This is a genomic window from Anaeromusa acidaminophila DSM 3853 (assembly GCF_000374545.1).
Taxonomy (GTDB): Bacteria; Bacillota; Negativicutes; order Anaeromusales; family Anaeromusaceae; genus Anaeromusa; species Anaeromusa acidaminophila.
The window spans coordinates 1-24542 of sequence record NZ_KB894585.1; the positions used below are offsets into that span (position 1 = coordinate 1).

A 24542-nucleotide genomic window follows, 5' to 3' on the forward strand; every position below is an offset into this window, starting at 1 on the left:
ATCAATTACGCAAGTGGCTGCATAACCTGGGAGTTTCCACTGCTTACATTGAACCAGGCAGTCCATGGGAGAATGGCTTTTGCGAAAGTTTTAACAGTAAAATGCGAGATGAGTTTCTAAACCGAGAAATTTTTGATTCCATGGTTGAAGTAGATATATTAACGAAACGTTGGGTTTTGGAGTATAACACGATACGACCACATAGTTCCCTTGGATACAAGCCTCCAGCACCTCAAACCATAGTGTGCGTTGCTTAAACTAACTTGGTTTTTTGGACTAGTTTTCGGGGGCAGGGCACATGAAATTTATGAAGCACTGCATTGCTCGCCGAATCATAAAGCTTTTTTAAATGAGTTTCGTTCATCGATAAAACAGCTGTGTTCTGATGAAAATGTAAATTTCTATGATTTTAGTGATATTACATGGTATGGTTCTAATGATGATGAGACAATCGATGGATTCCACGGGAGTGAAACAAGTTATGCAAAATTGTTGCTGGCGATGAAACAGGATGCTCTTATTGGAAAATATATCTATGAAAAAAGAATTTTAGAATATATATTAAAAGGAAATCCCAAATATTGTATTCCGATTAAATAGGTACTAACCATTGCAGGAAAGCGCTGCTAAAATTTCGAATACAATAACATAACAGAAAAAGAAAGGGTGAGGCTTTTGGCAGCAGAACTGACATTGGCATCCGGTTTTTCTTTTGATTATACGCTTTTGTATGGCGAGGGACGGGTGGAGTGCGAAGCAGTTGAGCATTTGCAAGAACGCTTGCATAAGGCGCACGAGGCTATCGGAGAGATGCGGCAAAGCGGTGTGGTGCGAGGGCATTTATCGAAAGACGGCACGCCAGAAAAAGTGTTGTTTTCTCAGCTTCCTTTTGTGGCAGAGGGGCATTTGAATTCCCCTTCATCTTTGCAGCGATTAAAGGTTTTTGGACAGAGGGTAAAAGCGGATTTTGACGCGGTTGTCTTTTTTGGTATTGGTGGTTCTTATTTAGGAAACAAGGTGATTTTCGATCTGACCTGCGGTGAGTTCTGGAATCAAAAGCACAAGGAAGCTCGTGGCGGTTGGCCGAAGTTGTATTTTAGTGGCAATAACATTGATCCGCGGAGGACACAGGCGTTATTGGAGCAAATATCCTATGATGCGCAGATGAAAACGGTTCATGGCGGCGGTGCATATAAGGTCATGCTGGTGGTTATCTCTAAGTCCGGCTCGACGTTGGATACGATGGCCTGTTTTATGGCGGCATTGGCGGAGCTGCGCGGCGTAGCCGGAGTGGGGCTGGAAGTTGTGGCGGTCACTGATCCGGCCCAAGGGAAGCAGGCGACGTTGTTGGGAAAACTGGCGGAAGAAGAGGGCTGGGAGCGCTTTTCTGTGCCGGACGGTGTCGGCGGCCGGTTCAGTATTTTTTCCGAAGTGGGATTGGTGACTGCGGCTTGCTGCGGTTTTGATATTGAAGCCTTTTTAGCAGGAGCGAAGGCTATGGACGAAGCCTGCCGGGATACGGAAGTTTGGAATAATCCGGCCATGCTGAATGCGGCGCTGAAATACTTGGCGGCGCAGAAATACGGGCGGACGAGCGAGGTCTTCATGCCCTACAGCGATGATATGAAATCGGTAGCGGAGTGGTATGTTCAACTGTTGGCGGAGTCCTTGGGCAAGAAGCAGAATCGCGAGGGCGAGACGGTTTATTACGGGCGCACGCCGATTGTGGCGGTGGGCACAACGGACATGCACGCTCAAACGCAGCAGCATCAGGATGGACCTAAGGATAAAGTGCTTCAGTTTGTGCGAGTTGGGAAATGGGCGGAAGATCGGGTGATTCCGGATGTGTTCCCACAGATTCCCAAACTGGCGGCCATGGCGGGCGTAACCATGGGGCAGGCGCTGGAAGCGGCGCGGCAAGCTAATGCCGAGGCGCTGGCGGCGGACGGACGTTTTAGCGCGGTCTTTACCCTGCCCGGACTCAACGCCTACCATATTGGAGAATTGCTGTACTTGCTGGCATTGTCTGTGGCCTATGAGGGCGAATTAGCAAATGTGGATGCCTTTGATCAGCCCGGGGTGGAAGGCTATAAACGACTGTTAGGGCCTAAATTGCAGGAACTAAAAGCGAAGCAAGATTGAATTAGGGGACGAAATTCAAAGTAAAAGAGAAGAAATAAGATTAAAGATAACGTGTTTTAAAATTAGAAAAGGAGCCGATGGCTTCAGGAGGGTACTGACAGGCTGAGATGTTTTTTCACAGACGAGAAGAAAAGTCGCAGGAATAGCACAGCTATTTCAAGGCTTTTTCGACGAAGTATGCGGAAAAAAGAGCCAGTGTGACGGTGGTCTCCTGAAGTAGCGGTTTTTCAGAGGAAAGAAGTGGTTTATTATGGAATGGCTGCAGATGGATGTACGGGAGCTTTGGGAGAAGTTAACAGAGGTACAGAGGCGGCTGGTTGTGGGACTTGGAATTGTGGTGCTTGGTTTGTTTGGGTATTGGCTAGAAAGCCGGCCGGATGGGGCTGTGGTGGCGGAAACGCCGATAACGATGAAACCGAAGGCGCCTACTGAGGTACCTGAAACAAAATCAGGACTACAGCAAGCTGTGCCACAGGGCGGGGCGGCGGTGAGTGCGCGAGATCCGTTTGCGCCGCCGGCGGAGTACCGAAGCTTAGCGGGAATGAGCAAGAAGGCCCAGGTGGTAGCGGCGGTTCCCCAAACAGTTTCTTCGTCTAAAACATCAGCATCGGCTGCACCGGTGCCTGCGCCAGCGCAGGTATCGCTGCAGCCGATGCTGACAGGAATCGCCCGCTCGGGCGGGCAAACGATGGCGCTGGTGCGACATGGAGGGCGTACGCGGGCCTACGGGGTCGGAGAAGGGCCAGGGGAATACCGAGTTGTGCAAATCGAAGAGCGCAGCGTTCTGCTGGAAGGGCCGGAGGGGCAGTGTTGGCTGTCGTTGGGGCATTGAGGCGGGGGAATTGGGCTGGAGTATTGTTGGTAGTATGTTTGCTTATTAGCTGGCCGCAGCCGGTACAGGCCGATATGGAAACATTGGTAGACTTGCAAGTAGAGGAAGAAGAGGTTGTGCCGGTTTTGCAAACACTGGCCCGCTTAGGCGATTTGAATTTGGTGCTGAACCCGGCTGTGAAAGGGAAGGTTAGTGCGCAATTGCAGCAGGTACCGCTAAAAACGGCGCTGGATATCGTCTCGCGTTTGCAAGGACTGGAATACCAGCAGGTTGGCAATGTTTTGGTAGTGGGTACGGCGGATTGTTTTCGCCAAGGTTTTGCCAGGGTGTATTGCGTCAAGCTCCAGTATGCTAAAGCATCCGATGTGGCGAATCTGTTGAATGATACCCGAAAGGACAAGGAAGTTGTTCCGGCAGCTGGCACCCCAAATGCCAAGCAAGAGAAAACCAAAAAGAATTCTTCTACTAATGAGAATACGTCTGCAAAGAATACAGGACGCTTTTTAGCAGATGATATGACTAACTCGCTGCTTTTTCAAGGATCAGCGACGGAATGGCGGCAAGCGGAAGAGGTAGTATCGTTTTTGGACTCTCCGGGAAAGCAGGTGGCTTTGGAAGCCCAGGTTGTGGCGATTAGTAAAAGAAATCTGCGGGATATAGGCATTGAGTGGGAATGGCAGAAGACGCCAACGTATCCGGAAAAAAGTGAAACCACAAGCTATTCTTCGCAAAATAACACTACGACTCAGCAAGATAAAACGACTGAAAAACGAGATTTTGTGTGGGGTACTGTGCGTTATGGCAAGAGCCCAAGCGGCGCGCCTTATGAGTTTTATTATCAAGCGAAGATCAATGCCTTGGTTAGCAACGGAAAGGCGGAAATTTTGGCTTGCCCGAAAATCACGACGCTGAATGGGAAAACCGCCTATATCAATATTGGCGACAGTGTGCCGATACCTCGGGAATCAACCGAGCAAAACGGGCGGACTACGGTAACGTATGATTATCGGGATGTGGGCATTATTCTGCGATATACGCCACAGGTACAGGCGGACGGGCAAATTACGGCAGTTGTGCATACAGAAGTAAGTACGCCGCAATTGGAGACGCAGCTGGCGCCGCCTGCCTATCGCTTCAGCAAGCGCGAAGCGGATACGCAAGTGCGTCTTCACGACGGGCAAACGATGGTTATTGGCGGCTTGATCGGTCGTTCGGAAACGAAAGCTATGAGTCGGCTGCCTTTTTTTGCGGAGCTGCCTGTATTGGGCGCGTTGTTTCGCCATCAATACCATGAAAAAGAAGATACGGAAGTGGTTATCTTTTTGACAGCCCGAGTGGTTTTGGGTTAAAATGCCTAATAGCACAGAGCGTTAGTCGGTTTATAACCATTTTATTGGATATTTCTTTTATTATTGATGCAGTAATTCAGTGAATCGGCTATAATAAATATGATATGCTTTTACATAGTTATGAATACATAGCGATAGGGAGCAAGGTGGAGGAGTATATGACCATTCGAGTTGTAATTGCGGATGACCATGCGTTATTGCGACAAGGTATTCGCAATGTGCTGGAACTGGAGCCGGAATTGAAGGTGCTGGGAGAAGCGGCAGATGGAGAAGAGGCGGTTCGCCTGGTGCAGGAAGTGAACCCCGACGTGCTGTTGCTGGATGTGAATATGCCCAAAGGGAACGGCCTGGAAGTAACGCGCCGTTTAAAAGAAGCTGGTTCGCCTGTGAAGATTGTAGTTCTGACGATTCACGATGATCAAAACTATGTGGTGGAATTGGTAAAAGCGGGCGCAGCGGGTTATCTTTTAAAAGATGTGGAACCTTCCATGTTGATTCAGGCTTTGAAGGTGGTTGCTGCAGGGGAAACTTTTATTTACCCGACTCTTGCGGGCAAATTGTTGGGAGAAATCAACCGCCAGGAAGAGCGCCTATTGGAGACGACGCGCATTTACGAGCGTCGCAAGGAAGAACGTCTGACGTACCGGGAATTGGACGTGCTGGAGCTCATTTGCCAGGGCATGAGCAACAATGAAGTAGCGCAGAAGTTGTTTTTAAGCGAAAAAACGGTAAAAAATCATTTGACGAATATTTTCCGCAAGCTCCATGTTTCGGATCGGACGCAAGCGGTGTTGTACGCCATTAAAAATAAAATGGTAAAGATTTAGGAGTTAGGAACGGTTTTTTAAAACAGGAGTAGGGTGAGTAGAGTGAGGGGATGGTTTTCTGATGTTTTTATTTCTTCTTATCAAACCCTCCATTTACTCCCTCTACTCCTGTTGATGTTCGTCATTTGTTTTTGGTTTCTCTAAGTGGCTTCCTTGACACTGTTATGCATATGCATTTATAATTATTCTATCAATTTTATACGTAGGGCTGGCCCCAAAAGGGGAACGCAAAGACTCAAAGGAGCGCGGCGGCGGTTGTTGGCGCTCGGAATGAAGAGGTCTTTGCGTTTTTGCGGTTGCAGCCTAATGGGAAAAAAGGAAGGATATCATGAATTTTGATTTTGACCTAGTGACGCGTTCCTTTCCGTTGTTACTGCTGGGCGCGGGGGTTACCATCCAGATTACGGCGTTAAGTGTGGGCTTTGGCCTAGTCATCGGCGTTTTTATGGGCATGGCGCGCTTGTCTAAACTGTGGGTGATTCGCTCGTTTGCAGCAGTGTATGTTGACTTTATACGCGGTACGCCGCTGTTAGTGCAAATTTTTCTAATTTATTTCGCACTGCCTATTATAATTGGGCAGCGGATCGATCCATTTATAGCGGCGATTACGGCTTGCAGTATTAACAGCGGGGCGTACGTAGCAGAGATTTTTCGCGGCGGTATTCAATCCATTGATAAAGGGCAAATGGAAGCAGGGCGTTCGTTGGGAATGACTTGGTGGCAGACGATGCGCTTTATTGTTTTGCCGCAGGCGTTTAAACGCGTGATTCCTCCGTTGGGCAATGAATTTATTGCGATGCTGAAGGATTCGTCCTTGGTTTCAGTAATCGGCTTTGAAGAATTGACCCGTCGAGGCCAGTTGATTATCGCTAGGACCTATGGCTCTTTTGAGATCTGGCTGACTGTGGCTTTTATCTATTTGGTTATGACCTTGAGCATTTCCCGTTTAGTGGCTTATTTGGAGCGGAGGTACAAGATTGATGATAAGCATTAAGAGGCTCCATAAACGTTTTGGCAAGCTGCATGTGCTGAAAGGCATTGATGTAGAAGTTGATGAAGGCGAAGTGGTGGTTGTTATTGGCCCGTCCGGCTGCGGCAAGAGCACAATGCTGCGCTGCATCAACTATCTGGAAGAGCCGACAGAAGGCGAAGTCATTGTAGATGGTATGACTCTGTCGAAGAAATCGAATATTAATGCAGTCCGAGCGGAAGTGGGCATGGTATTTCAACGGTTCAACCTTTTTCCCAACATGAATGTGTTGGAGAATGTCATGCTGGGGCCTGTACAGGTGCGTAAGCTGCCCAAGGCGGAGGCGGAGACTATGGCTCGTGCGCTTCTGGAAAAGGTGGGCTTGCAGGAAAAAGCGGAGGTCTATCCGGAGCAATTGTCCGGCGGGCAGCAACAGCGGGTGGCCATTGCCCGGGCTTTAGCTATGCGGCCGAAAGTCATGCTTTTTGACGAGCCGACCTCTGCGTTGGATCCGGAAATGGTCAAGGAAGTATTAGAAGTTATGAAGACCTTGGCAAGGGAAGGCATGACCATGGTGGTGGTTACTCACGAGATGGGTTTTGCCCGGGAAGTGGGTAATCGCGTGCTCTTTATGGATGAAGGAAAGATTGTAGAGGAAGGTTCGCCAGAGGCTATTTTCTTGGATGCTCAGGAAGAAAGGACTAAGTTATTCCTCTCAAAAATCTTGTAGGAATTTTTCTGATATACAAAACGTAACATTTTCGTGACCTTTGGTCTAGTGATTTGACAACGCCTGTAATGGAATGGTATACTTTTACAAGATTGACCCACTCCAGTGGATATATGTTAGGAGGCTACAGGCATGACAGGTAAAGTAAAATGGTTTAGCGCAGAAAAAGGTTATGGATTTATTGAAAAAGAAGATGGCGGCGATGTGTTCGTGCATTTTTCCGCAATCCAGGGGGACGGCTTCAAATCTCTAAATGAGGGTGAAGAAGTTTCTTTTGACGTTGTAGAGGGTGCTCGCGGACCGCAGGCCTCGAACGTATTCCGTCAATAAGATACGCATGTAAAACAAAAGGCAAGCTGAAGAGCTTGCCTTTTGTTTTTATATTTGGCGCGAGTTAGGCATAAACTAGCGGGTCAACCGGAAAATTCCGAAAACGATAAAAAGGATTTTGCTGAAAAAAGGCGAATACATTATAACAAGAACCCGGAAAGGAGTTGTGGTTATTATGGCAATAGCGATTCGTGGAAAAAACATTGATGTTACTCCTGCACTGCGCGACTATGTGGAGAAGCGCATTGGTAAAATCACTAAGTACTTTGAAATGCTTGGTGAAATCTCCGTGGTGCTGACGGTGGAAAAAGGGCGTCATATCGTAGAGGTCACGGTTCCGGCCAACGGCATTATTTTGCGGGGCGAGGAAGCTACCAGCGATATGTACACCTCTATTGATTTGGTTATTGAAAAGCTGGAAAAGCAGATTGAAAAGTATAAAACCAAATTGGAACGCCGTCTGCGGGGCAACGGCTTCAAAGCGGAACTGGTGGTGCCGGTATCGGCTCCTACCTCGCTTGATGATGACGAGTTCCCGTTGGTGAAAACCAAACGGTTTGCAGTGAAACCAATGGATGTGCAGGAAGCCATCATGCAGATGAACCTGGTGCATCACGATTTCTATGTGTTCATCAATTCGGACTCGGAAGACGTGAACGTAGTGTATCGTCGTAAAGACGGCGCTTACGGTTTGATCGAGCCTAACTATTAAGAACCGTAGAAAACAAACAAGAGAACCGGAGAATCTGAGGGTATGACTGAGGGTTATCTGGAAATAAGCCCCGGCGAAAGCCGGGGCTTATTTTATGGCTAAAAAAAGTGCGAAATTATTGAACCGGAGAACCAGAGTCACGAGAGGGTACGCAGGAGGGCTACGGGAAAACGGGAAACTTAACGAGGAGCATAGAGTGGGCTGCGGAGATGTTGTAATATGAACTTGGAGATTGCGGCCCTTGCTAAAAATTCGTAACCCTCCTGCGAACCCTCAGATTCTCATTTACTCTTGTTCAATCTTTCGTAAGTCTTGTGTTCATTTTGACTTCTCAGGCGCCTTCTGCTAGAATTGATAGATGGAATATAACGCCTTCGCGGCGATGTTTTGAGGAGTGATATAGCTTGTTCGGTTTCATTAAGAAACTCTTTGGAGACCCGAATGCAAAGACTATCCAACGGATGCAGCAGACGGTGGAGCAGATTAACGCCTTGGAGAAGGATTTGCAGAATTTTAGCGATGCTTCATTGGCAGCTAAGACGGAAGAATTCAAGCGACGCCTGGGAAATGGCGAGACGCTGGACGATTTATTGCCGGAAGCGTTCGCTGTGGCTAGGGAAGCTTCGCGGCGCGTGCTGGGCATGCGCCATTTTGACGTACAGTTGATGGGCGGCATGGTTCTGCATGAAGGCAATATCGCTGAAATGCGTACAGGAGAAGGTAAAACATTGGTGGCGACGCTGCCGGTATATTTGAATGCCTTGGCTGGCAAGGGCGTCCATGTCATTACGGTCAATGATTATTTGGCTCGCCGCGACAGCGAATGGATGGGGCAGTTGTATCAATTTTTGGGCTTGTCCGTGGGTACGATTTTGCACGGATTGACCTATGCTGATCGCAAGCATGCCTACGCCTGCGACGTTACTTACGGTACCAACAATGAATTCGGCTTTGACTATTTGCGTGACAATATGGTCATTTATGCGGACCAAATGGTGCAGCGTCCGTTGAATTTTGCGATTGTCGATGAAGTGGACAGCATTTTGGTGGATGAAGCGAGAACGCCTTTGATTATTTCCGGTCCTGGCGAGCGCGCTACAGACATTTATGCCAAAGTGGCTAAAGTAGTGGAAAAGTTGGAAAAAGAAGCCGACTTTACATTGGACGAAAAAGCGAAACAGGTATTGCCGACCGAGGCTGGTATTGCCAAAGCGGAAAAACTGCTGGGCGTGACCAATATGTACGCCGGCGAAAACATGCAGCTGTCTCATTATTTCAACCAAGCCTTGCGGGCGAAGGCGCTCATGGAGCGGGACCGCGATTACGTGGTGAAAGACGGCGAAGTCGTTATTGTTGACGAGTTCACTGGCCGTTTGATGTTCGGACGTCGTTACGGCGACGGATTGCATCAGGCTATTGAAGCTAAAGAAGGCGTGAAAATTCAGCGGGAAAGCCAAACTCTGGCTTCGATTACCTTCCAGAACTACTTCCGCATGTATGAGAAATTGGCTGGGATGACCGGTACGGCGAAGACCGAAGAACCGGAATTCCAGAAGATTTATAATCTGGACGTAGTTGTGTTGCCGACGAACCAGGCGGTAGTGAGCGAAAACTTCCCGGATGTGGTTTTCAAAACGCAGAAAGCTAAATATAAGGCGGCCGTGCAAGAAATTGCCGAACGTCATGCCAAGGGGCAGCCGCTGTTGGTAGGCACTACCTCTATCAGTCAGTCGGAGGAAATGTCGGCGCTACTTAAGAAGCATGGCGTGCCGCATAATGTGTTGAATGCCAAGCATCATGATAAGGAAGCGGCAATTATTGCGCAGGCAGGACAAAAAGGCGCGGTAACTATTGCCACCAACATGGCTGGCCGTGGTACGGACATCAAGCTGGGCGAAGGCGTGCCGGAATTAGGCGGTCTGCATATCGTCGGCACGGAGCGTCATGAAAGCCGCCGTATTGACAATCAGCTGCGCGGCCGCTGTGGCCGTCAGGGCGACCCTGGCTCCAGCCGCTTCTACCTGTCATTAGAAGACGATTTGATGCGCATTTTTGGCTCGGATCATATTTCTACCATTATGGATAAGCTGGGCATGGAAGAAGACGAGCCTATCGAGCACAACATGGTCAGCAAAGCCATTGAAAATGCGCAGAAAAAAGTGGAAAACCGCAACTTTGAAATTCGTAAATACGTGTTGGAATACGACGATGTCATGAATCAGCAGCGCGAAATCATCTATGCGCAGCGTAAACAGATTCTGCTGGGCGAAAATCTTCGGGAAAACATTTTGGCGATGATTGAGAAAATTGCCGATCATGGTATTTCTCTCTATGCTGATGCCAATACGTATCCGGAGGATTGGGATTTGGCGGGCCTTATCAAGTTCTGCGAGGAATATTTTGCGCCGGAAGGTCGCTTGACGGTGGCTAAGCTGGAAGCTTGCAATCGCGAAGAGCTGCGTGAAGAAGTGCTGGCGGCGGCGCAAGAAGCCTACGAAGGCCGGGAACGGCTCTTCGGCGAAGAAAACATGCGCGAACTGGAAAAGGTTATTATGCTCAAAGTGCTGGATAGCAAATGGATCGAGCATTTGGACGCCATGGACGGCTTGCGTGAGGGCATTGGATTGCGAGCGTACGGACAGAAAGATCCTTTGATTGAGTATAAAATTGAAGCATATGACATGTTCCAGCAATTGATGGAATACATCCAGGACGATATCGTCAAATATATGTTCCGGGTGAATATTATTTCGCAGCCCGAGGACCATCTGCAGCAGGCTACGGAAAGCCATGGGGAAGCAGATGAAAATGCGCCCAAACAGCCGGTGGTAAATAAGGACAAAGTGGGGCGAAACGATCTTTGCCCTTGCGGCAGCGGGAAAAAGTACAAGAATTGCTGCGGCGTTAACTAAGCTGAATGAAACAACAGAGTAGCCGATTTTGCGGGTACTCTGTGTTTCGTTATAATGGGCCGGAGTATGGGGAGCGAACAAGAGTCACGAGGAGAATCTGAGGGCTCGAATGAGGATGCGGGGAGAGGCTTTTTAACAGGAGTAGAGGGAGTAGAGGGAGGGCTACGGGTTAATATTGAACAAGAGTCGGGATGAGAACATGAGGGCTCGAATGAGGGCTACAGGGAAATGTTTCAACTATGATTATTTCTCTCATACGTACCCTCACGTGACTCCGGTTCTCTTGTTAGTGGCTTTTTGATTTATAGGAAGCTGTGAATAAATCAGCAGCTCCGATAACATAGGAGGGATTGACGATGCTGCGAGTGGAACATCTGGCTGTAGAAGTGGAAGGCCGGAAGATCTTGAAGGATATCAATCTGCATATTAAGCAGGGCGAGGTGCATGTGCTTTTCGGTCCCAATGGTACTGGGAAGTCGACGTTGATCAATGCCATTATGGGCTTTTCTCGTTATAAAATTACTGGCGGTCGCATTTTCTTTAAAGATGAGGACATTACTGAACTGCCGGTGTATGAGCGCGTGCGCCGAGGCGTGGGCGTGATGATTCAGCGCCCGCCGACGGTGAGGGGCTTGGCTGTACGGGATATGGTGCGTTTGTGCGCTGGCGAGCGGGAAGTGGATGTAGAGGCTCTGGCCAAGTCGGTCAATATGGAAAACTTCTTGGATCGTTCGGTGAATGACGGTTTTTCCGGGGGCGAAATTAAGCGCTCGGAGCTCCTGCAGCTTTTAGCGCAGCAGCCGGACCTGCTGCTTTTAGATGAGCCGGAATCCGGGGTGGATATTGAAAATATTGCGGTCGTGGGCAAGGCGGCGGATCGTATTTTGCAACGCGGCGTCAATGGCGGCAATGCCTTGCCGCTGAAAAAGCGTCGTGAAGGGCGCAGTAAATCTGGCTTGATCATTACGCATACAGGGCACATTATGCAGTATGTACCTGTGGATGTGGCCCATGTGCTTTTCGACGGCGTTGTATCCTGCAGCGGCAATCCGCAGGAGATGTTTTCCTGTATTCAGACGCAAGGCTATGAAGCTTGCGTTAGCTGTGATATGACAGGAGGAAACTGAGATGAAGCGACAGCAGGATATTGAGCAACAGGCGCGGCAGGCGGAGCAAAAACCGGCGTTGTACGGCGCGGACATTAATTTTGCTGAGTTTTCGGATCAGCAGGGCGAAGCGCAGTATCTGGAACAGCCGGCGGTGCAGATGGACGCGGCCCGCAAGCGTTCCTTGGAAGGCATCGGGATCGAAGTGTCTGGCGCGGGGCGTTCGGGGACGTTTTTGCAGACTGACCATGCAGTAACGCATTGTCAGGTGCAGGGAAACGGTCTGGAAATCATGAGCGTTGATGAGGCTCTGAAATGCCACGACTGGTTAGCAGAAGAGTATTGGTGGCGGGCGGTCGCGCCTGACGCGGATAAGTACACTGCTCGGGCGGCGGTACATCAAGAACATGGCTACTTCATCCGGGCGTTGCCTGGCGTTAAGGTGGAGGAGCCGGTGCAGGCTTGCATGTATATTAGCTCGGAAGAAGTAGTGCAAGACGTGCATAACGTGATTATTGTCGAAGAAGGAGCGGAACTGCACGTTATTACCGGCTGCGGAACCGACCCGCATGTGCGTAAGGGTATGCATATCGGCATCAGTGAGTTTTTTGTCAAAAAAGGCGGTAAGCTGACGTTTACCATGATTCACCGTTGGGGCGAAGAAGTGGCCGTACGGCCTAGGACCGGCGTTATTGTCGAAGAGGGCGGAACCTATTTGTCGAATTACATCTGCTTGCAGCGAGTAAAGGACATTCAGATGTATCCAACGACCCGTCTGGTGGGACGAGGCGCGGTGGCGCGGCTGAATTCCGTCATTGTGGCGCCGGAAGGGGCGCATATGGACATCGGCGGCCGGGTGATTCTGGAAGCTCCCGGAGTACGCGGCGAAATTGTGGCGCGGACATTATCTACCGGAGGCGTTATCGTTAATCGCGGCCATCTTTTGGGGAAAGCGCCGGAGAGCAAAGCGCATCTGGAGTGCAACGGCTTGATTTTGCATCCCAAAGGCGTGATTCATGCTATTCCGGAGTTGGAAGCGAAAACCGATAATGCCGAACTCAGTCATGAAGCGGCAGTGGGCAAGATTGCCCCGGAAGAGATTGAGTACCTTATGGCGCGTGGCCTGAATGAAGACGAGGCTACAGCGACGATTGTACGCGGTTTCTTGAATGTAGATATTGAGGGCCTGCCAGAGACACTGGTACAGGAAATCGATAAAGCGATTAATGAGTTCTCGGTGAACAAAGGCATGTAAGGAACGAGGATTTGAACAGGAGCACCGGAGAATCTGAGGGTTCGAATGAGGGTTACGAAGTACGTTTTAATATAAAAAATACACATAATCCTCCTGTGTACCCTCCCGTGACTCCGGTTCTCTTGTCAGTGGATTTTCTTGTGTTTCGTTAGTAATAATAAAGGGGCTGAAAGCATGTTGTTGGAAGATTTACGGGTGGAGATCGTCCGTGTTGGAGAAACGCTAGAGGAAATGAGGGGATCTCTTTGACGTAGCTGTCAAAGAGGAAAAGATCGCCGAACTGGAATATGAAATGGGAGCGCCTGATTTCTGGGATCATCCGGAAAAGGCGCAGCAACTGATGCGGGAAACGACGGCGCTGAAGGATACTTGCGAAACCTACCGGAAGCTGGAAAGTCGTTATGATGATATGCAGGTACTGTGGGAATTGGGTATGGAGGAGAAGGATGAAAGCCTGTACCCGGAAGTGGAGTCTGCGTTGAATCAGCTCAAACAAGAGCTGGAGCATCTGCAACTGACTTTATTGTTGTCCGGAGAGTATGACGCCAATAATGCTATTTTGACGCTTCATGCCGGAGCGGGCGGTACGGAGGCCCAAGATTGGGCGCAGATGCTGCTGCGCATGTATGTGCGTTGGGCGGAAAAAGGCGGCTACAAAGTGGAAACCATGGATTTTCTCGCGGGTGATGAAGCCGGCGTGAAAAGCGCCACCATTTTAGTGAGCGGTCATAATGCGTACGGATATTTGAAATCGGAAAAAGGCGTGCACCGGTTAGTGCGAATTTCTCCATTCGATTCCAGCGGCCGACGGCATACTTCCTTTGTGGCGTTGGACGTCATGCCGGAAATTGACGATAATGTGGAAGTGGATCTCAATATGGCGGATGTGCGCGTTGATACGTACCGCGCCAGCGGCGCTGGCGGTCAGCATATCAATAAAACTGACTCAGCGGTGCGCATGACCCATATACCCACGGGAACTGTGGCCCAATGCCAAAGCGAACGCTCGCAGATTCAAAACCGCGAGCAATGTTTGCATATGCTGCGGGCGAAGCTATTTGCACTGGAACGTCAGAAACAGGAACAGGAACTGAATGAATTGGCCGGAGACTATCAAGCCATTGAGTGGGGCAGCCAAATTCGCTCCTATGTTTTCCATCCGTACAATATGGTCAAGGATCATCGGACGAATGCGGAGACCGGCAATGTGCAGGCCGTGATGGACGGGGATTTGGAACTGTTTATTCAGGCGTATTTGCGTCGGGGAATGCAGGGGGACTGAGTCGTGCGTAAAACAGGCACTGTTTTGGCGATGATTGCGGCGGTTCTTATTTTACTGGAGCTGGTGCTGCCAGCAACACTAAACGGCATGTTAGGAGCGTCATTGACCAAACAGTTTGAAGCGAACAACGTGGAGGCGGAAACAAGCGGTCGCCCGGCATTATTTTGGTTGACTGGACGCATACCACGGCTGCAAGTGACTGCGGTGAAGGGACGACTGGACCGCTTGGCCTTTGAGGATTTGTCCGCCGATATTCAAGACGCCCGCATTGATTTGGTAACGTTATTGCAGAGCCAACGTATCTCCTTGCGGAATCCGCAGAAGTTATCAGTAAGGATGGCGGTTAGCGAAGAAAGTTTGGCGGAACTTTTGCGGCAGGAAATGAAAGGCTTTGAACAAGTTCGCGTGCAAATTCATCCGGAGAAGATTGATATTTCCGGCGCCTATGGCGTTGGCGGCGTCTTTTCGCTGCCATTGCAAGTGGAAGGACGCGTTGAGACGGACGGAGATACGGTTCGCTTTGCGCCTTCCTATTTTAAAGTAGGCGGCCGCAGTGTGCGGCAACTGGGAAGTCTTGGCGGCAAAGGCGTAATGCTTCTAGATGTGAAGCGCATAGCGGTACCGCTGTTGATTGCCGACATACAGGCGCAAGAAGGTCGGTTGACGATTATTGCCAAAGAACGAAATTGAAAACTCGCTTTTGGCAGGAGTTTTTTCTTTTAGCGCGAATTAAGGAATGTTGCCTCAGGACGGCGTAAGTAGTCGTACTTGAGAGAAAGCAAAGTTAAGGTGGAGAGGTTTTTGACGAAATTCCGTTATAACCGCTGGCTGTTGGCCTGCATGGCGCTGGGGCTTATTGCCGCTTTGTATGCAGGTTGGCAGAGACATCAGACGGAGACGGCCAATCATACTGTGGAAATGGTTTATGACCGTGAAGAGCTGGCGGAATTGGCCCGGATCGAAGGGCGTTCGGAGCAAGACGTGCTGGCGCAGTTTCGCGAAGCGGGCGTAACGTCCTTAGCTGTGTATGAGCGGACGTTGGAGAAGTTGAATCAAAATGGTCAGGTGACAAGCATGCCCGGGGCTCATTTGCTGCACCAGTATCGTACAGGAACGCTGTCGGATCCTTTTTGGCGTCGCTTAGTTGAAAACGGGCGCATTGTGGCGGAGGATATTTATATTATTGGTCATGATGAAGCGGTGTTTGGCGAAGTCAAAGCGGACCTGGAGCGTCGTTTAGGAGCAGGACGCGTTCTTGCGGTAGCGGAAGGTCAGCCCGTGTTGCAGGTAAAAGCTGACTATGAAAAGGCTGTTAAATGGAATTTAGGTCTGCCGACGGATGAGATGCGTCAAGTGGCGCAGGCAGGCTTTTTAGTCGTGGTCCGTCCCAGCAACTACACGCTGGTGAGGGCGGAGGACGTGGATGCAGTTTTTGCCCGCATCGACGGGGCGGGCGTGCAAAAGCAGATAAGCACGCTCATGTTTGTGGGGGAAGAGGCGCTGGGGTATCCGAACCAACTGGCCTTGACGGCGCAGAAGATGAGGGAGCGTCAACTGACATTAGGGATGATCGAACATCCGTTGCAGCTGCAGTTTGTCAAGCAAGACGGTCTGTTGGATTTAGCGGCTTTGGTGAACTATCGGGCGGCAAGGGTGTACACCATTGCCAAGGACGAAATGCTGAAGCTTAAGCCGGCCGAAGCGGCGCATCGCTGGCCGGTGACAGATCAGGAACGTAATATCCGCATTAATTTGTTGCGGAAATTTGTCAAAACCGATCCAGGGAAGACGTTGTTAGAGACAAACTTGGATTATGTGCGCGCTACGCGCAATGGAATTGTGGAAAAAGGCTTTGCGATTGGCCGCGCTGACGTGTTTGCTGAATATACGCCTTCACCATACGTGTTGGCGTTAATTATGCTTGGCGCAGCAGCAGCAGGGGTGCTTTTCTTGTCTCTTGTGCGGCCATTTTCGCCATTATTGCAGTATATACTGCTGGTGATTACTGCAGCTGTTTTGATTGTGCCTGTTTTTAAAGGCGGCGGCTTGATGGCGCGGCAGGTGGCGGCTTTAGCGAGCGCCGTGATTATTCCAGCGTTATCTATGACCTGGCAGCTGGATCGCTGGCGCTGGCTCTCACCGAAGAAAGGCGCGCCTTTGGCGCGGATTTTGGGGGACGGAGCAGTAAGCTTGACGCTGATGGTGCTCTTTTCCTTGGTTGGCGGCTTGTATGTGGCCGGTTTGTTGGGCGATGTGCGTTTCTTCTTGGAAATGGAGATTTACCGTGGCGTGAAGGTGACCTTTATAGCGCCGCTTCTCCTGGTTTCCATTACGTATTTGGCGCGTCATAACCTGTTTGGACCGGAGCCGATGCTTGGCGTAGTGCCACAGCTAAAACGCATGCTGAACTATCCAATCTATGTGAAGACGCTTTTGGGCGTTGCCTTACTTGCGGTTGCAGCCTGGATTTTTGTGGGGCGTTCCGGCCATACGGCAGGCGTGCCAGTTCCAGCCATCGAGCTAAAATTGCGGGCGTTTTTGGAACAAGTGATGTACGCCCGACCACGGGAAAAAGAATTTATGATAGGTCATCCGGCCTTTTTTCTGGCTATGCTGGCGTGGTATCGTCAATGGCCAAGGCTGGTGCATTTTGTTTTGGTACTGGGAGCGACAATCGCTCAGGGGTCATTAGTTGAGACGTTTGCTCATTTGCGTACGCCGGTTTTGATGTCGACGGTGCGGGCCTTTGACGGTCTGATTGTGGGCATTGTATTTGGCGTGTTGGCTGTGGTTGCTTTGCAGATTGCCCAGTATCTCACATACCTGCTGGAAAGGAGAACCGCAGGGGATGAGTGAGATTGCCATTTCTGGTTATTATGGTTTTTCCAACGCCGGTGATGAGGCGATGCTGGCGGCGATGATTGAAGTCCTTGGAGATCTGGCGCCGGAAGTGACCATTACGGTCATTTCCGGCAATCCGGATGATACGCGCCGCCGCCATGGCGTGCAGGCGGTGCATCGTCTGGATGTGCCGGCGGTGATGCGTCTTTTGAAGCGTTCGCAGTTACTTATTAGCGGCGGCGGCAGTTTGCTTCAGGACGTGACCAGCGAGCGGAGCCTCTATTACTATTTGGGGGTCATGTGGCTGGCTAGGCGCATGGGAACGCCGGTTATGCTGTATTCGCAAGGAATTGGGCCGGTTTGCGGTTCCTTGGCTCAGCGAGTTATGCGCTATGTAGGCAATGACGCGGCTCTGATCACGGTGCGTGACGAAGGTTCGCTGGAAGAATTGCGGCGTCTGCATATTAGCAGGCCGCCGCAGGAAGTGACTGCGGACCCGGTACTAGCGATGCATCCGGTGGACAAAGGACTGGGGCGTGGCATTTTGAAGCGCCATGGTCTGGAGGGCACAGCGCCGTTAGTGGGCTTGGCCATTCGCGAGTGGCAGGGCTGGGACGGCTATAAGGACGCGCTGGCGCAAGCCGCAGATCGGCTGGTGGAGAGTTGCGGCGCCCGGATTGTGTTTTTGCCGATGCAGTCCACGGAAGATATACAGGCGGCGCGCAAGGTGCAGGCTCGCATGAAGCAGCATTCGGTGGTTCTCCAGGACGCGTATACCACGAGCGAACTGTTGTCGCTGGTGGGGAATTTAGATGTTCTTTTAGGCATTCGGCTGCATGCGCTGATTTTTGCGGCAATTATGCAAGTGCCGTTAATCGGCATTTCCTATGATCCGAAGATTGAACGTTTCTTATCTATGCTGGGCGAAAAACCCATTGGGTCGCTGCGCAGTCTGCAGGCGGAGGAACTGTCCGAAGCGGTGCAGGCCTTGCTGCAGAATCCGGCGCGCCCGTGGCTGCCGCGCATGAAAGAATTGCGTGATAAAGCCTATCGGGCCGCAGAGCTGGCGATCGATTTGTTGAATAAGAAATCGTAAAATAGAGAGAAAAAATAAAAATCATAGTTGCACAAGGGAACATACGCTTTTAAGTAAGAAAAAGTTCCCGAAAATGAGGAGGAGAATAATAGTGGCTAACTTAAGTGCCCAGGAAGTGGCGGAATTGGCGCAACGCGCCAAAGCGATTCGTCGGCATATTGTTTCAATGGTGACGGAGGCGCAATCGGGTCATCCCGGCGGCTCTTTGTCGGCAGCTGAGATTCTGACGCTGCTCTATTTCAAAGTGATGAATATCGATGCCGCTAAGGCAGGCGATGCAGAGCGGGATCGTTTTGTTTTGTCTAAAGGTCATGCTGCGCCGGTATTGTACGCTACTTTGGCGGAAAAAGGCTTTTTCCCGGTAGGGGAGCTGCCGTCATTGCGGCGTATTAATTCGCGTTTGCAGGGGCATCCTAGCCGCAAAGACCTGCCAGGCGTTGAAATGTCCACTGGTTCTTTGGGACAGGGACTGAGTGCCGCAAATGGGATGGCTTTGGCTGCTCGTTTGGATAACAGCGCTCGCCGGATTTACGCATTGCTGGGTGATGGCGAGCTGGAAGAAGGCATGGTTTGGGAAGCGGCTATGTTCGCGGCCCATTATAAGCTGGATAATTTGATCGCGTTTGTAGACTTCAATGGTCTGCAGATTGACGGTCCGGTGGCTGAAGTTCTTTCGCCGCTACCGATTGATAAGAAATTCGAAGCCTTTGGCTGGAATGTTATCCTAGCCGACGGCCATGATTTGCAAGATTTGTATCGTGCAGTGGAAGTGGCCAAAACGGTGAAAGGAAAGCCGTCGGTCATTATTGCCCGCACCGTGAAGGGCAAGGGCGTCAGCAAAATGGAAAATGCCGTGGATTGGCATGGCAAGGCTCCTTCAGTAGAAGAGTGCCGCACATTCTTAAGCGAATTAGACGATTGACGGGGTGATAAAAAATGGGTAAAGCAACACGTGAAGCATACGGTGAAGCGCTGAAGGAAATTGGCGGCAAAAACGAACAGATTGTTGTTTTAGATGCAGATTTGTCCAAGTCTACTAAAACGAATGTCTTTGCCAAAGCGTATCCGCAGCGATTTTTCAATGTCGGCATTGCCGAACAGAATTTGGTAGGAACGGCTGCCGGTTTAGCTGCCAGCGGCAAGGTTCCTTTTGTTTCTACTTTTGCCATGTTTGCAGCCGGACGGGCTTTTGAGCAGATCCGCAATTCGGTTTGCTATCCGAAACTGAACGTCAAGGTAGCGGCAACGCATGCCGGTTTAACCGTAGGGGAAGACGGCGCTTCTCACCAAGCGATTGAAGACGTGTCCCTTATGCGTAGTCTGCCGAACATGACAGTGCTGGTTCCTGCGGATGAGGAAGAAACTCGCCAGGCGATTGCTTGGGCTGCAGAATATCAGGGCCCTGTCTATATTCGGTTAGGACGCATGTCGGTGGATGCGGTTAGTCCGGAAGGCTATGTTTTTGCTCCGGCAAAGGCGGCCCTATTGACAGAGGGAAATGATGTGACGCTGATTGCTAACGGCGTCATGGTAACGGCTGCGTTGGAAGCGGCTAAGACACTGGCGACGGAAGGCATTCAGGCGCGAGTAATTAATATGGCCAGCGTGAAACCGTTGGATGCGGCTGCCGTTGTAAGCGCCGCCAAGGAAACCGGCGCTATTGTGACCTGCGAAGAGCACAGCATTATCGGCGGTCTGGGCAGTGCGGTGGCGGAAGTATTGGCAGAACAGGCTCCGGCCCCAATGGAGCGCGTCGGCGTTAAGGATACCTTTGGCGAGTCTGGTAAGCCTAAAGAGCTGTTGGCTAAATACGGCTTGACGGCAGTGGACGTAGCTGAAGCGGCGCGTCGCGTTGTGGCGCGTAAGAAATAAAATGACTTATAGTGAGGCAGGGAGGCCAATGGCCTTCCTGCTTTTTTGACGTATTAGGAACGGATTTTGAACAAGAGTATAGGGAGAACCCTCCATTTACTCACTCTACTCCTGTTTAAATAATTCGTGTTCCCAAAATATTTCCCCGTCCGAGGCAGGTGTTTTTCGAGAGGACGTCAAATATGACTATGTTTAGAGTTTTTAGGAGTAGTAGGGGGAACAGTCGTTGATTCATATGAAGAACGTCGGCAAGGTTTACGACAGCGGCATCGTAGCGTTGCGCGACATCAATGTGGATATTCAAAAAGGGGAATTTGTCTTTGTTGTAGGTCCTTCCGGAGCGGGAAAAACGACCTTTACGAAGATGATTTTCCGAGAGGAACTGCCGACCCAAGGGCAATTGGTAGTCAATGGCCGCAATGTGACGGCGTTAAAATCCAGCGAAGTGCCGTATTTTAGGCGTAGCCTGGGTATTATTTTTCAGGACTATCGGTTGCTGCCGAACCGGACGGTGTATGAAAATGTGGCGTTTGCCATGCAGGTTATCGAGGCGCCGCGCCGAGAAATTCAAAAACGGGTGAACCATGTGCTGGAACTGGTGGGGCTGCGTTATCGGGCGCGCAACTTTCCTACAGAGTTATCCGGCGGCGAGCAGCAGCGCGTAGCTATTGCTAGAGCGATTGTAAACAACCCGGTGGTAGTCATTGCCGACGAACCGACAGGGAATTTAGACCCGGAAACATCCTGGGAAATCATGAAAATTTTTGAACGCATCAATAAAAATGGCACGACGATTGTAATGGCGACTCATGATAAGACCGTAGTGGATACCATGCGCAAGCGGGTTATCGCCATTGAACGCAGCAGTATTGTTCGTGACGAGGCCAAAGGGGTATACGGTTATGAAGATTAGTACCTTCGAGTATTTTGTCAGGGAAGCGTTTATTTCCATGCGGCGCAACGGCTTGATGAGCGTGGCGTCAGTGAGTACTATGGCTCTATCCCTATTTATTCTGGGGATGTTCCTAATTTTGGTTTTGAATCTGACTCACTTGGCTTCAGCCTTGGAGTCGCAAGTGCAGATTTCCGTATATCTGCAGGATGGCTTATCGGAATACGAGCATCGGGAGATTGGCACGCGCATTACTAAAATGCAGGGCGTAAACCAGGTGCTTTTTGTGACAAAGGCTGAAGCGATGAAGCGCTTTCAAGAGCGCCTAGGCGAGCAAAAAAATCTCCTGAACGCCTTAGGAGAAACCAATCCTTTGCCCAATGCCTTTGAAGTCAAAGTGGATAAGCCGGAGCAGGTGAAGGCGGTAGCAAAGGCGATAGGGGAAATCAAAGGCGTGGAGAATGCCAAATACGGTCAAGAAGTCATTGAACAGCTATTTGCTTTGACAAAATTGATTCGAACCTTTGGGTTGATTTTGATTATCTTGTTGGCGTTGGCGGCTATTTTCATCATTGCCAATACCATTCGCCTTACGGTATTTGCGCGGCGCAAGGAAATCGGCATTATGAAGTATGTTGGCGCTACGGATAGCTTCATTCGCTGGCCTTTCTTGATCGAAGGAGTTATGTTGGGAATTGGCGGCGCGCTCTTGTCGGTGCTGATTTTGTCACAGACGTATGGCTTGCTGGTGGAGCGTATTTACGAGTCGTTGGCTTTTTTACCGCTTTTGCCGCAATATCCTTTTATTTTGCAGATTAGCTTGCTGTTATTGATGGTGGGCATGGTGGTAGGAGCCTTAGGCAGCGCCGTATCGTTGCGGCGGTTTATGAAGGTGTAGCATGGTTGTTGTACATACAGGAGGTAGTCATGTTGACAATGCGTAAACTGACGGCGGCCGGGGTGGCTGCAGCTTTACTGGGTTTGTCTCTAACACCCGTATGGGCGTATTCGGAGGATGATTTGGAAAGCGTGCAGCGGCAGATGCGCGAACAGCGTCAGCGCGCCTCGGAAGCGCAGCAGCAGGTGGACAGTGTATCGACGCAGCTGAAACAAGTGCAGGTGCAGTTGGATACGGCTATGGAAGAGTACAATGGCATTACATCGGCTTTATCTCAAACGAAACAGCAGATTCAGACGAATGAGAAGGTGCTGGCTGAAACGGAAGCGCGCCTAGCAAAACGCGTGGTGATCTTGAATAAACGCATGCGCGATATTTATGAAAACGGCCAAATCAACTATTTGGACGTTCTCTTGGGAGCGCATGATTTTAACGACTTTTCGACGCGTATGGAACTGTTGCGGCGCATTCTTTCGCAAGACAGCGAGCTGATGCTGCAAGTGCGCACGGAGCGGGATTTGGTAATGCAGAAGCGGGCGGAGCTGGAGCAAGATCATCAGCGTATTTCGCAGTTGCAAGCGGCGGCGGAGGAAAAACGGCTGCAAATTGCTTCGCGCAAGCAGGAAAAGCAGAAAGTCTTGGATTCGGCGGTAAACGAGCGGGATACGGCGGAACAGGCGTATCAAGAGCTTATGGCGATGTCGCAGGACATTGAGCAGCGTTTGCGGAGTCGTACCAGCAGCGGACGCGTAGCTCAGGCTACGGGGGCGCTGGCTTGGCCGACTTCGGGTGAAATTACGTCTCCCTTCGGTTGGCGGACGCATCCGATTTTTGGCACGTCCCGCTTCCATAGCGGCATTGATATCGGCGCTGATTCTGGTGATCCGGTAGTGGCGGCTGATGGCGGCGTTGTGATTGAAGCCGGCTGGATGGGCGGCTATGGCAAAGCGGTCATCATTGATCATGGTAATGGTATTACGACGTTGTATGCGCATAATTCGGCGCTTCTTGTGAGCGAAGGACAGAGCGTGCGTAAAGGCGAATTGATTTCCCGCGTAGGTTCTACTGGATATTCCACAGGGCCGCATCTTCATTTTGAGGTGCGCCAAAATGGTTCGCCGGTTAATCCGTTGAACTATCTGTGATGCGAATAGGGAATCCGAGAAGAACATTGTGGTAGATCAATTGTATTTTTTAAATAAAATGAGGTGTAGCCATTGAGGCGGGGGAAATTATGGGCGGGTGCGGCAGTACTGGTGCTCATTACGATGTTTGCCACCTTGGGCGGAGTATTTTACATTTTCCGTCTTTCGGCGGAAGATGGGTTGCAGGCGCTGCGGTTTTTTCGGGCTTTTAAAGCCGTGCAAGCCCAGTATGTAGAAGGAACTGATACGCAAAAGCTGATGAGCGGGGCCATTCGTGGCATGGTCGCTTCCTTGGAGGATCCGCACTCTATCTATATGGATGAAAAGCTGTACAACGAATTCAAAGTAGAGACCTCCGGGGCTTTTGGCGGCGTTGGCATTGTAGTAGGGATGAAGGACAAGCAGTTGATTGTCGTATCTCCGATTGAAGGCACGCCAGGGGAAAAAGCCGGCATTAAAAGCGGAGACCGTATTGTACGAATTGATGGGGTGGAAACCAAGAATATGCCCTTAGATGAAGCGGTGGGCAAGATTCGCGGTCCCGAAGGCTCGCAAATAACGTTGTCTGTTGAACGAGGCGAAGCAGAAGCTCTTGATTTTGCCTTAACCCGCTCTATTATTGACATCAAGACGGTAGGCGGAAAAATGCTGGATGAGCAAACCGGCTATATTCGGATTACTACCTTTAATGAGCATACTGGCGCTGATTTCTTAAAAAAATATCAAGAACTTGAGGAACAGGGCATGAAGCGCCTTGTCTTAGATCTGCGGAATAACCCTGGCGGCATTGTGGAGGAATCGGTTAAGGTGGCCGGACGCTTGGTGCCCAAAGGGCCTGTGGTTTCTATGGTGACGCGCAGCGGCAAAAAGGAAACCCGGTACTCGAACTTAGAAACACCTCCAATCCCCTTGGCCGTCTTGGTAAATGGCGGCAGCGCCAGTGCGTCGGAGATTGTCGCTGGCGCGGTTCAAGATACGCATGCCGGTACCTTGATAGGAACAAAAACGTTTGGCAAAGGATCTGTGCAGACGATCTACCGTCTTTCCGACGGAGCCATAAAATTGACTATTGCCAAGTATTATACTCCTGCAGAGCGTTCGATTAACGGCGTTGGCATTGAGCCGGATATTGTGGTGGAAGGCAATGGCGAACGGCGCGGCGAAGTCGGCTCTGATGCGCAGCTCGATAAGGCGCTGGAAGTATTGAGGCAGAAATAGTAATCTTCGTGTTTTCGAATCATGTATTCCCTAAAATAGCGGCAAGCGTTAAGCTTTGCCGCTATTTTTGCAAAAAAAAAGCAGGAGTAATAAGCAGATGCAGAGTATCTGAGCAGTAAAGGAGGGCTAAAAA

Annotated in this window: 22 protein-coding genes; all 22 read left to right on the top strand. The window is 50.3% G+C overall.

Going from position 1 to position 24542, the window contains the following annotated elements; translation table 11 throughout:
- Positions 1-257 (top strand): integrase core domain-containing protein (locus C508_RS17740; protein WP_018702174.1); only part of this gene is annotated, 257 nt, incomplete at its 5' end.
- Between the two features lie 418 nt (positions 258-675).
- Entirely contained in the window at positions 676-2142 is a 1467-nt protein-coding gene (locus tag C508_RS0103590; protein ID WP_018702176.1) for a phosphoglucose isomerase-related protein, read from the top strand.
- Positions 2143-2392: 250 nt separating this feature from the next.
- Positions 2393-2974: a hypothetical protein gene (locus C508_RS0103595; protein ID WP_018702177.1), complete on the top strand. Its 582-nt coding sequence runs from the start codon at positions 2393-2395 to the stop codon at positions 2972-2974.
- Positions 2953-4323, top strand: a complete 1371-nt coding sequence (locus C508_RS17750) for a secretin GspD/PilQ domain-containing protein (RefSeq protein ID WP_018702178.1) — start codon at positions 2953-2955, stop codon at positions 4321-4323. Before C508_RS0103595 ends, C508_RS17750 begins: the two co-directional genes overlap by 22 nt.
- Before the next feature lie 158 nt (positions 4324-4481).
- Positions 4482-5150: a response regulator gene (locus tag C508_RS0103605; protein ID WP_018702179.1), complete on the top strand. Its 669-nt coding sequence runs from the start codon at positions 4482-4484 to the stop codon at positions 5148-5150.
- Between the two features lie 328 nt (positions 5151-5478).
- Positions 5479-6144 (top strand): amino acid ABC transporter permease, encoded by a 666-nt coding sequence (locus C508_RS0103610; RefSeq protein WP_018702180.1) that lies wholly within the window; start codon positions 5479-5481, stop codon positions 6142-6144.
- Positions 6131-6850 (top strand): amino acid ABC transporter ATP-binding protein, encoded by a 720-nt coding sequence (locus C508_RS0103615; protein WP_018702181.1) that lies wholly within the window; start codon positions 6131-6133, stop codon positions 6848-6850. The genes C508_RS0103610 and C508_RS0103615 overlap by 14 nt, the downstream gene beginning before the upstream one ends.
- 132 nt (positions 6851-6982) lie before the next feature.
- Positions 6983-7180, top strand: coding sequence for a cold shock domain-containing protein (locus C508_RS0103620; RefSeq protein WP_018702182.1), 198 nt, complete (start codon positions 6983-6985; stop codon positions 7178-7180).
- A gap of 175 nt (positions 7181-7355) precedes the next feature.
- Positions 7356-7892, top strand: coding sequence for a ribosome hibernation-promoting factor, HPF/YfiA family (hpf, locus tag C508_RS0103625; RefSeq protein WP_018702183.1), 537 nt, complete (start codon positions 7356-7358; stop codon positions 7890-7892).
- 404 nt (positions 7893-8296) lie between these two features.
- On the top strand, positions 8297-10804 hold the full coding sequence (gene secA, locus C508_RS0103630; protein WP_018702184.1) for a preprotein translocase subunit SecA: 2508 nt from the start codon (positions 8297-8299) through the stop codon (positions 10802-10804).
- Between the two features lie 356 nt (positions 10805-11160).
- The gene (locus C508_RS0103635) at positions 11161-11931 is read left to right on the top strand and encodes an ABC transporter ATP-binding protein (protein ID WP_018702185.1); all 771 of its coding nucleotides are present in this window, start codon (positions 11161-11163) and stop codon (positions 11929-11931) included.
- A 1-nt stretch (position 11932) separates the two neighbouring features.
- Positions 11933-13165 (top strand): SufB/SufD family protein, encoded by a 1233-nt coding sequence (locus C508_RS0103640; RefSeq protein ID WP_018702186.1) that lies wholly within the window; start codon positions 11933-11935, stop codon positions 13163-13165.
- 174 nt (positions 13166-13339) lie between these two features.
- A protein-coding gene (gene prfB, locus C508_RS0103645; protein ID WP_210162476.1) for a peptide chain release factor 2 occupies positions 13340-14447 on the top strand; the annotation gives its coding sequence in 2 pieces (ribosomal slippage) (positions 13340-13411 and positions 13413-14447; 1107 coding nt in all).
- Between the two features lie 3 nt (positions 14448-14450).
- Positions 14451-15137, top strand: a complete 687-nt coding sequence (locus C508_RS0103650) for an LmeA family phospholipid-binding protein (protein ID WP_018702188.1) — start codon at positions 14451-14453, stop codon at positions 15135-15137.
- A 111-nt stretch (positions 15138-15248) separates the two neighbouring features.
- Entirely contained in the window at positions 15249-17303 is a 2055-nt protein-coding gene (locus C508_RS0103655; protein ID WP_018702189.1) for a DUF5693 family protein, read from the top strand.
- The gene (csaB, locus tag C508_RS0103660; protein ID WP_018702190.1) at positions 17296-18384 is read left to right on the top strand and encodes a polysaccharide pyruvyl transferase CsaB; all 1089 of its coding nucleotides are present in this window, start codon (positions 17296-17298) and stop codon (positions 18382-18384) included. The genes C508_RS0103655 and csaB overlap by 8 nt, the downstream gene beginning before the upstream one ends.
- Positions 18385-18457: 73 nt before the next feature.
- The gene (locus C508_RS0103665; protein WP_039796737.1) at positions 18458-19306 is read left to right on the top strand and encodes a transketolase; all 849 of its coding nucleotides are present in this window, start codon (positions 18458-18460) and stop codon (positions 19304-19306) included.
- Positions 19307-19320: 14 nt separating this feature from the next.
- Positions 19321-20256: a transketolase family protein gene (locus C508_RS0103670; RefSeq protein ID WP_018702192.1), complete on the top strand. Its 936-nt coding sequence runs from the start codon at positions 19321-19323 to the stop codon at positions 20254-20256.
- Between the two features lie 226 nt (positions 20257-20482).
- Positions 20483-21169 (top strand): cell division ATP-binding protein FtsE, encoded by a 687-nt coding sequence (ftsE, locus tag C508_RS0103675; protein ID WP_018702193.1) that lies wholly within the window; start codon positions 20483-20485, stop codon positions 21167-21169.
- Positions 21159-22046: a permease-like cell division protein FtsX gene (gene ftsX / locus C508_RS0103680; protein ID WP_018702194.1), complete on the top strand. Its 888-nt coding sequence runs from the start codon at positions 21159-21161 to the stop codon at positions 22044-22046. The genes ftsE and ftsX overlap by 11 nt, the downstream gene beginning before the upstream one ends.
- A 29-nt stretch (positions 22047-22075) precedes the next feature.
- Entirely contained in the window at positions 22076-23191 is a 1116-nt protein-coding gene (locus C508_RS0103685) for a murein hydrolase activator EnvC family protein (protein WP_018702195.1), read from the top strand.
- Positions 23192-23263: 72 nt separating this feature from the next.
- The gene (locus C508_RS0103690; protein ID WP_018702196.1) at positions 23264-24409 is read left to right on the top strand and encodes a S41 family peptidase; all 1146 of its coding nucleotides are present in this window, start codon (positions 23264-23266) and stop codon (positions 24407-24409) included.
- Positions 24410-24542 lie beyond the last annotated feature (133 nt).

Coding starts and splice junctions, on each gene's coding strand:
- C508_RS0103595 (WP_018702177.1), top strand. CDS start 2,393: ATGGAATGGCTGCAGATGGATGTACGGGAGCTTTGGGAGAAGTTAACA.
- C508_RS0103605 (WP_018702179.1), top strand. CDS start 4,482: ATGACCATTCGAGTTGTAATTGCGGATGACCATGCGTTATTGCGACAA.
- C508_RS0103610 (WP_018702180.1), top strand. CDS start 5,479: ATGAATTTTGATTTTGACCTAGTGACGCGTTCCTTTCCGTTGTTACTG.
- C508_RS0103615 (WP_018702181.1), top strand. CDS start 6,131: ATGATAAGCATTAAGAGGCTCCATAAACGTTTTGGCAAGCTGCATGTG.
- C508_RS0103620 (WP_018702182.1), top strand. CDS start 6,983: ATGACAGGTAAAGTAAAATGGTTTAGCGCAGAAAAAGGTTATGGATTT.
- hpf (WP_018702183.1), top strand. CDS start 7,356: ATGGCAATAGCGATTCGTGGAAAAAACATTGATGTTACTCCTGCACTG.
- C508_RS0103635 (WP_018702185.1), top strand. CDS start 11,161: ATGCTGCGAGTGGAACATCTGGCTGTAGAAGTGGAAGGCCGGAAGATC.
- C508_RS0103640 (WP_018702186.1), top strand. CDS start 11,933: ATGAAGCGACAGCAGGATATTGAGCAACAGGCGCGGCAGGCGGAGCAA.
- csaB (WP_018702190.1), top strand. CDS start 17,296: ATGAGTGAGATTGCCATTTCTGGTTATTATGGTTTTTCCAACGCCGGT.
- C508_RS0103665 (WP_039796737.1), top strand. CDS start 18,458: ATGAGGAGGAGAATAATAGTGGCTAACTTAAGTGCCCAGGAAGTGGCG.
- C508_RS0103670 (WP_018702192.1), top strand. CDS start 19,321: ATGGGTAAAGCAACACGTGAAGCATACGGTGAAGCGCTGAAGGAAATT.
- ftsX (WP_018702194.1), top strand. CDS start 21,159: ATGAAGATTAGTACCTTCGAGTATTTTGTCAGGGAAGCGTTTATTTCC.
- C508_RS0103685 (WP_018702195.1), top strand. CDS start 22,076: ATGTTGACAATGCGTAAACTGACGGCGGCCGGGGTGGCTGCAGCTTTA.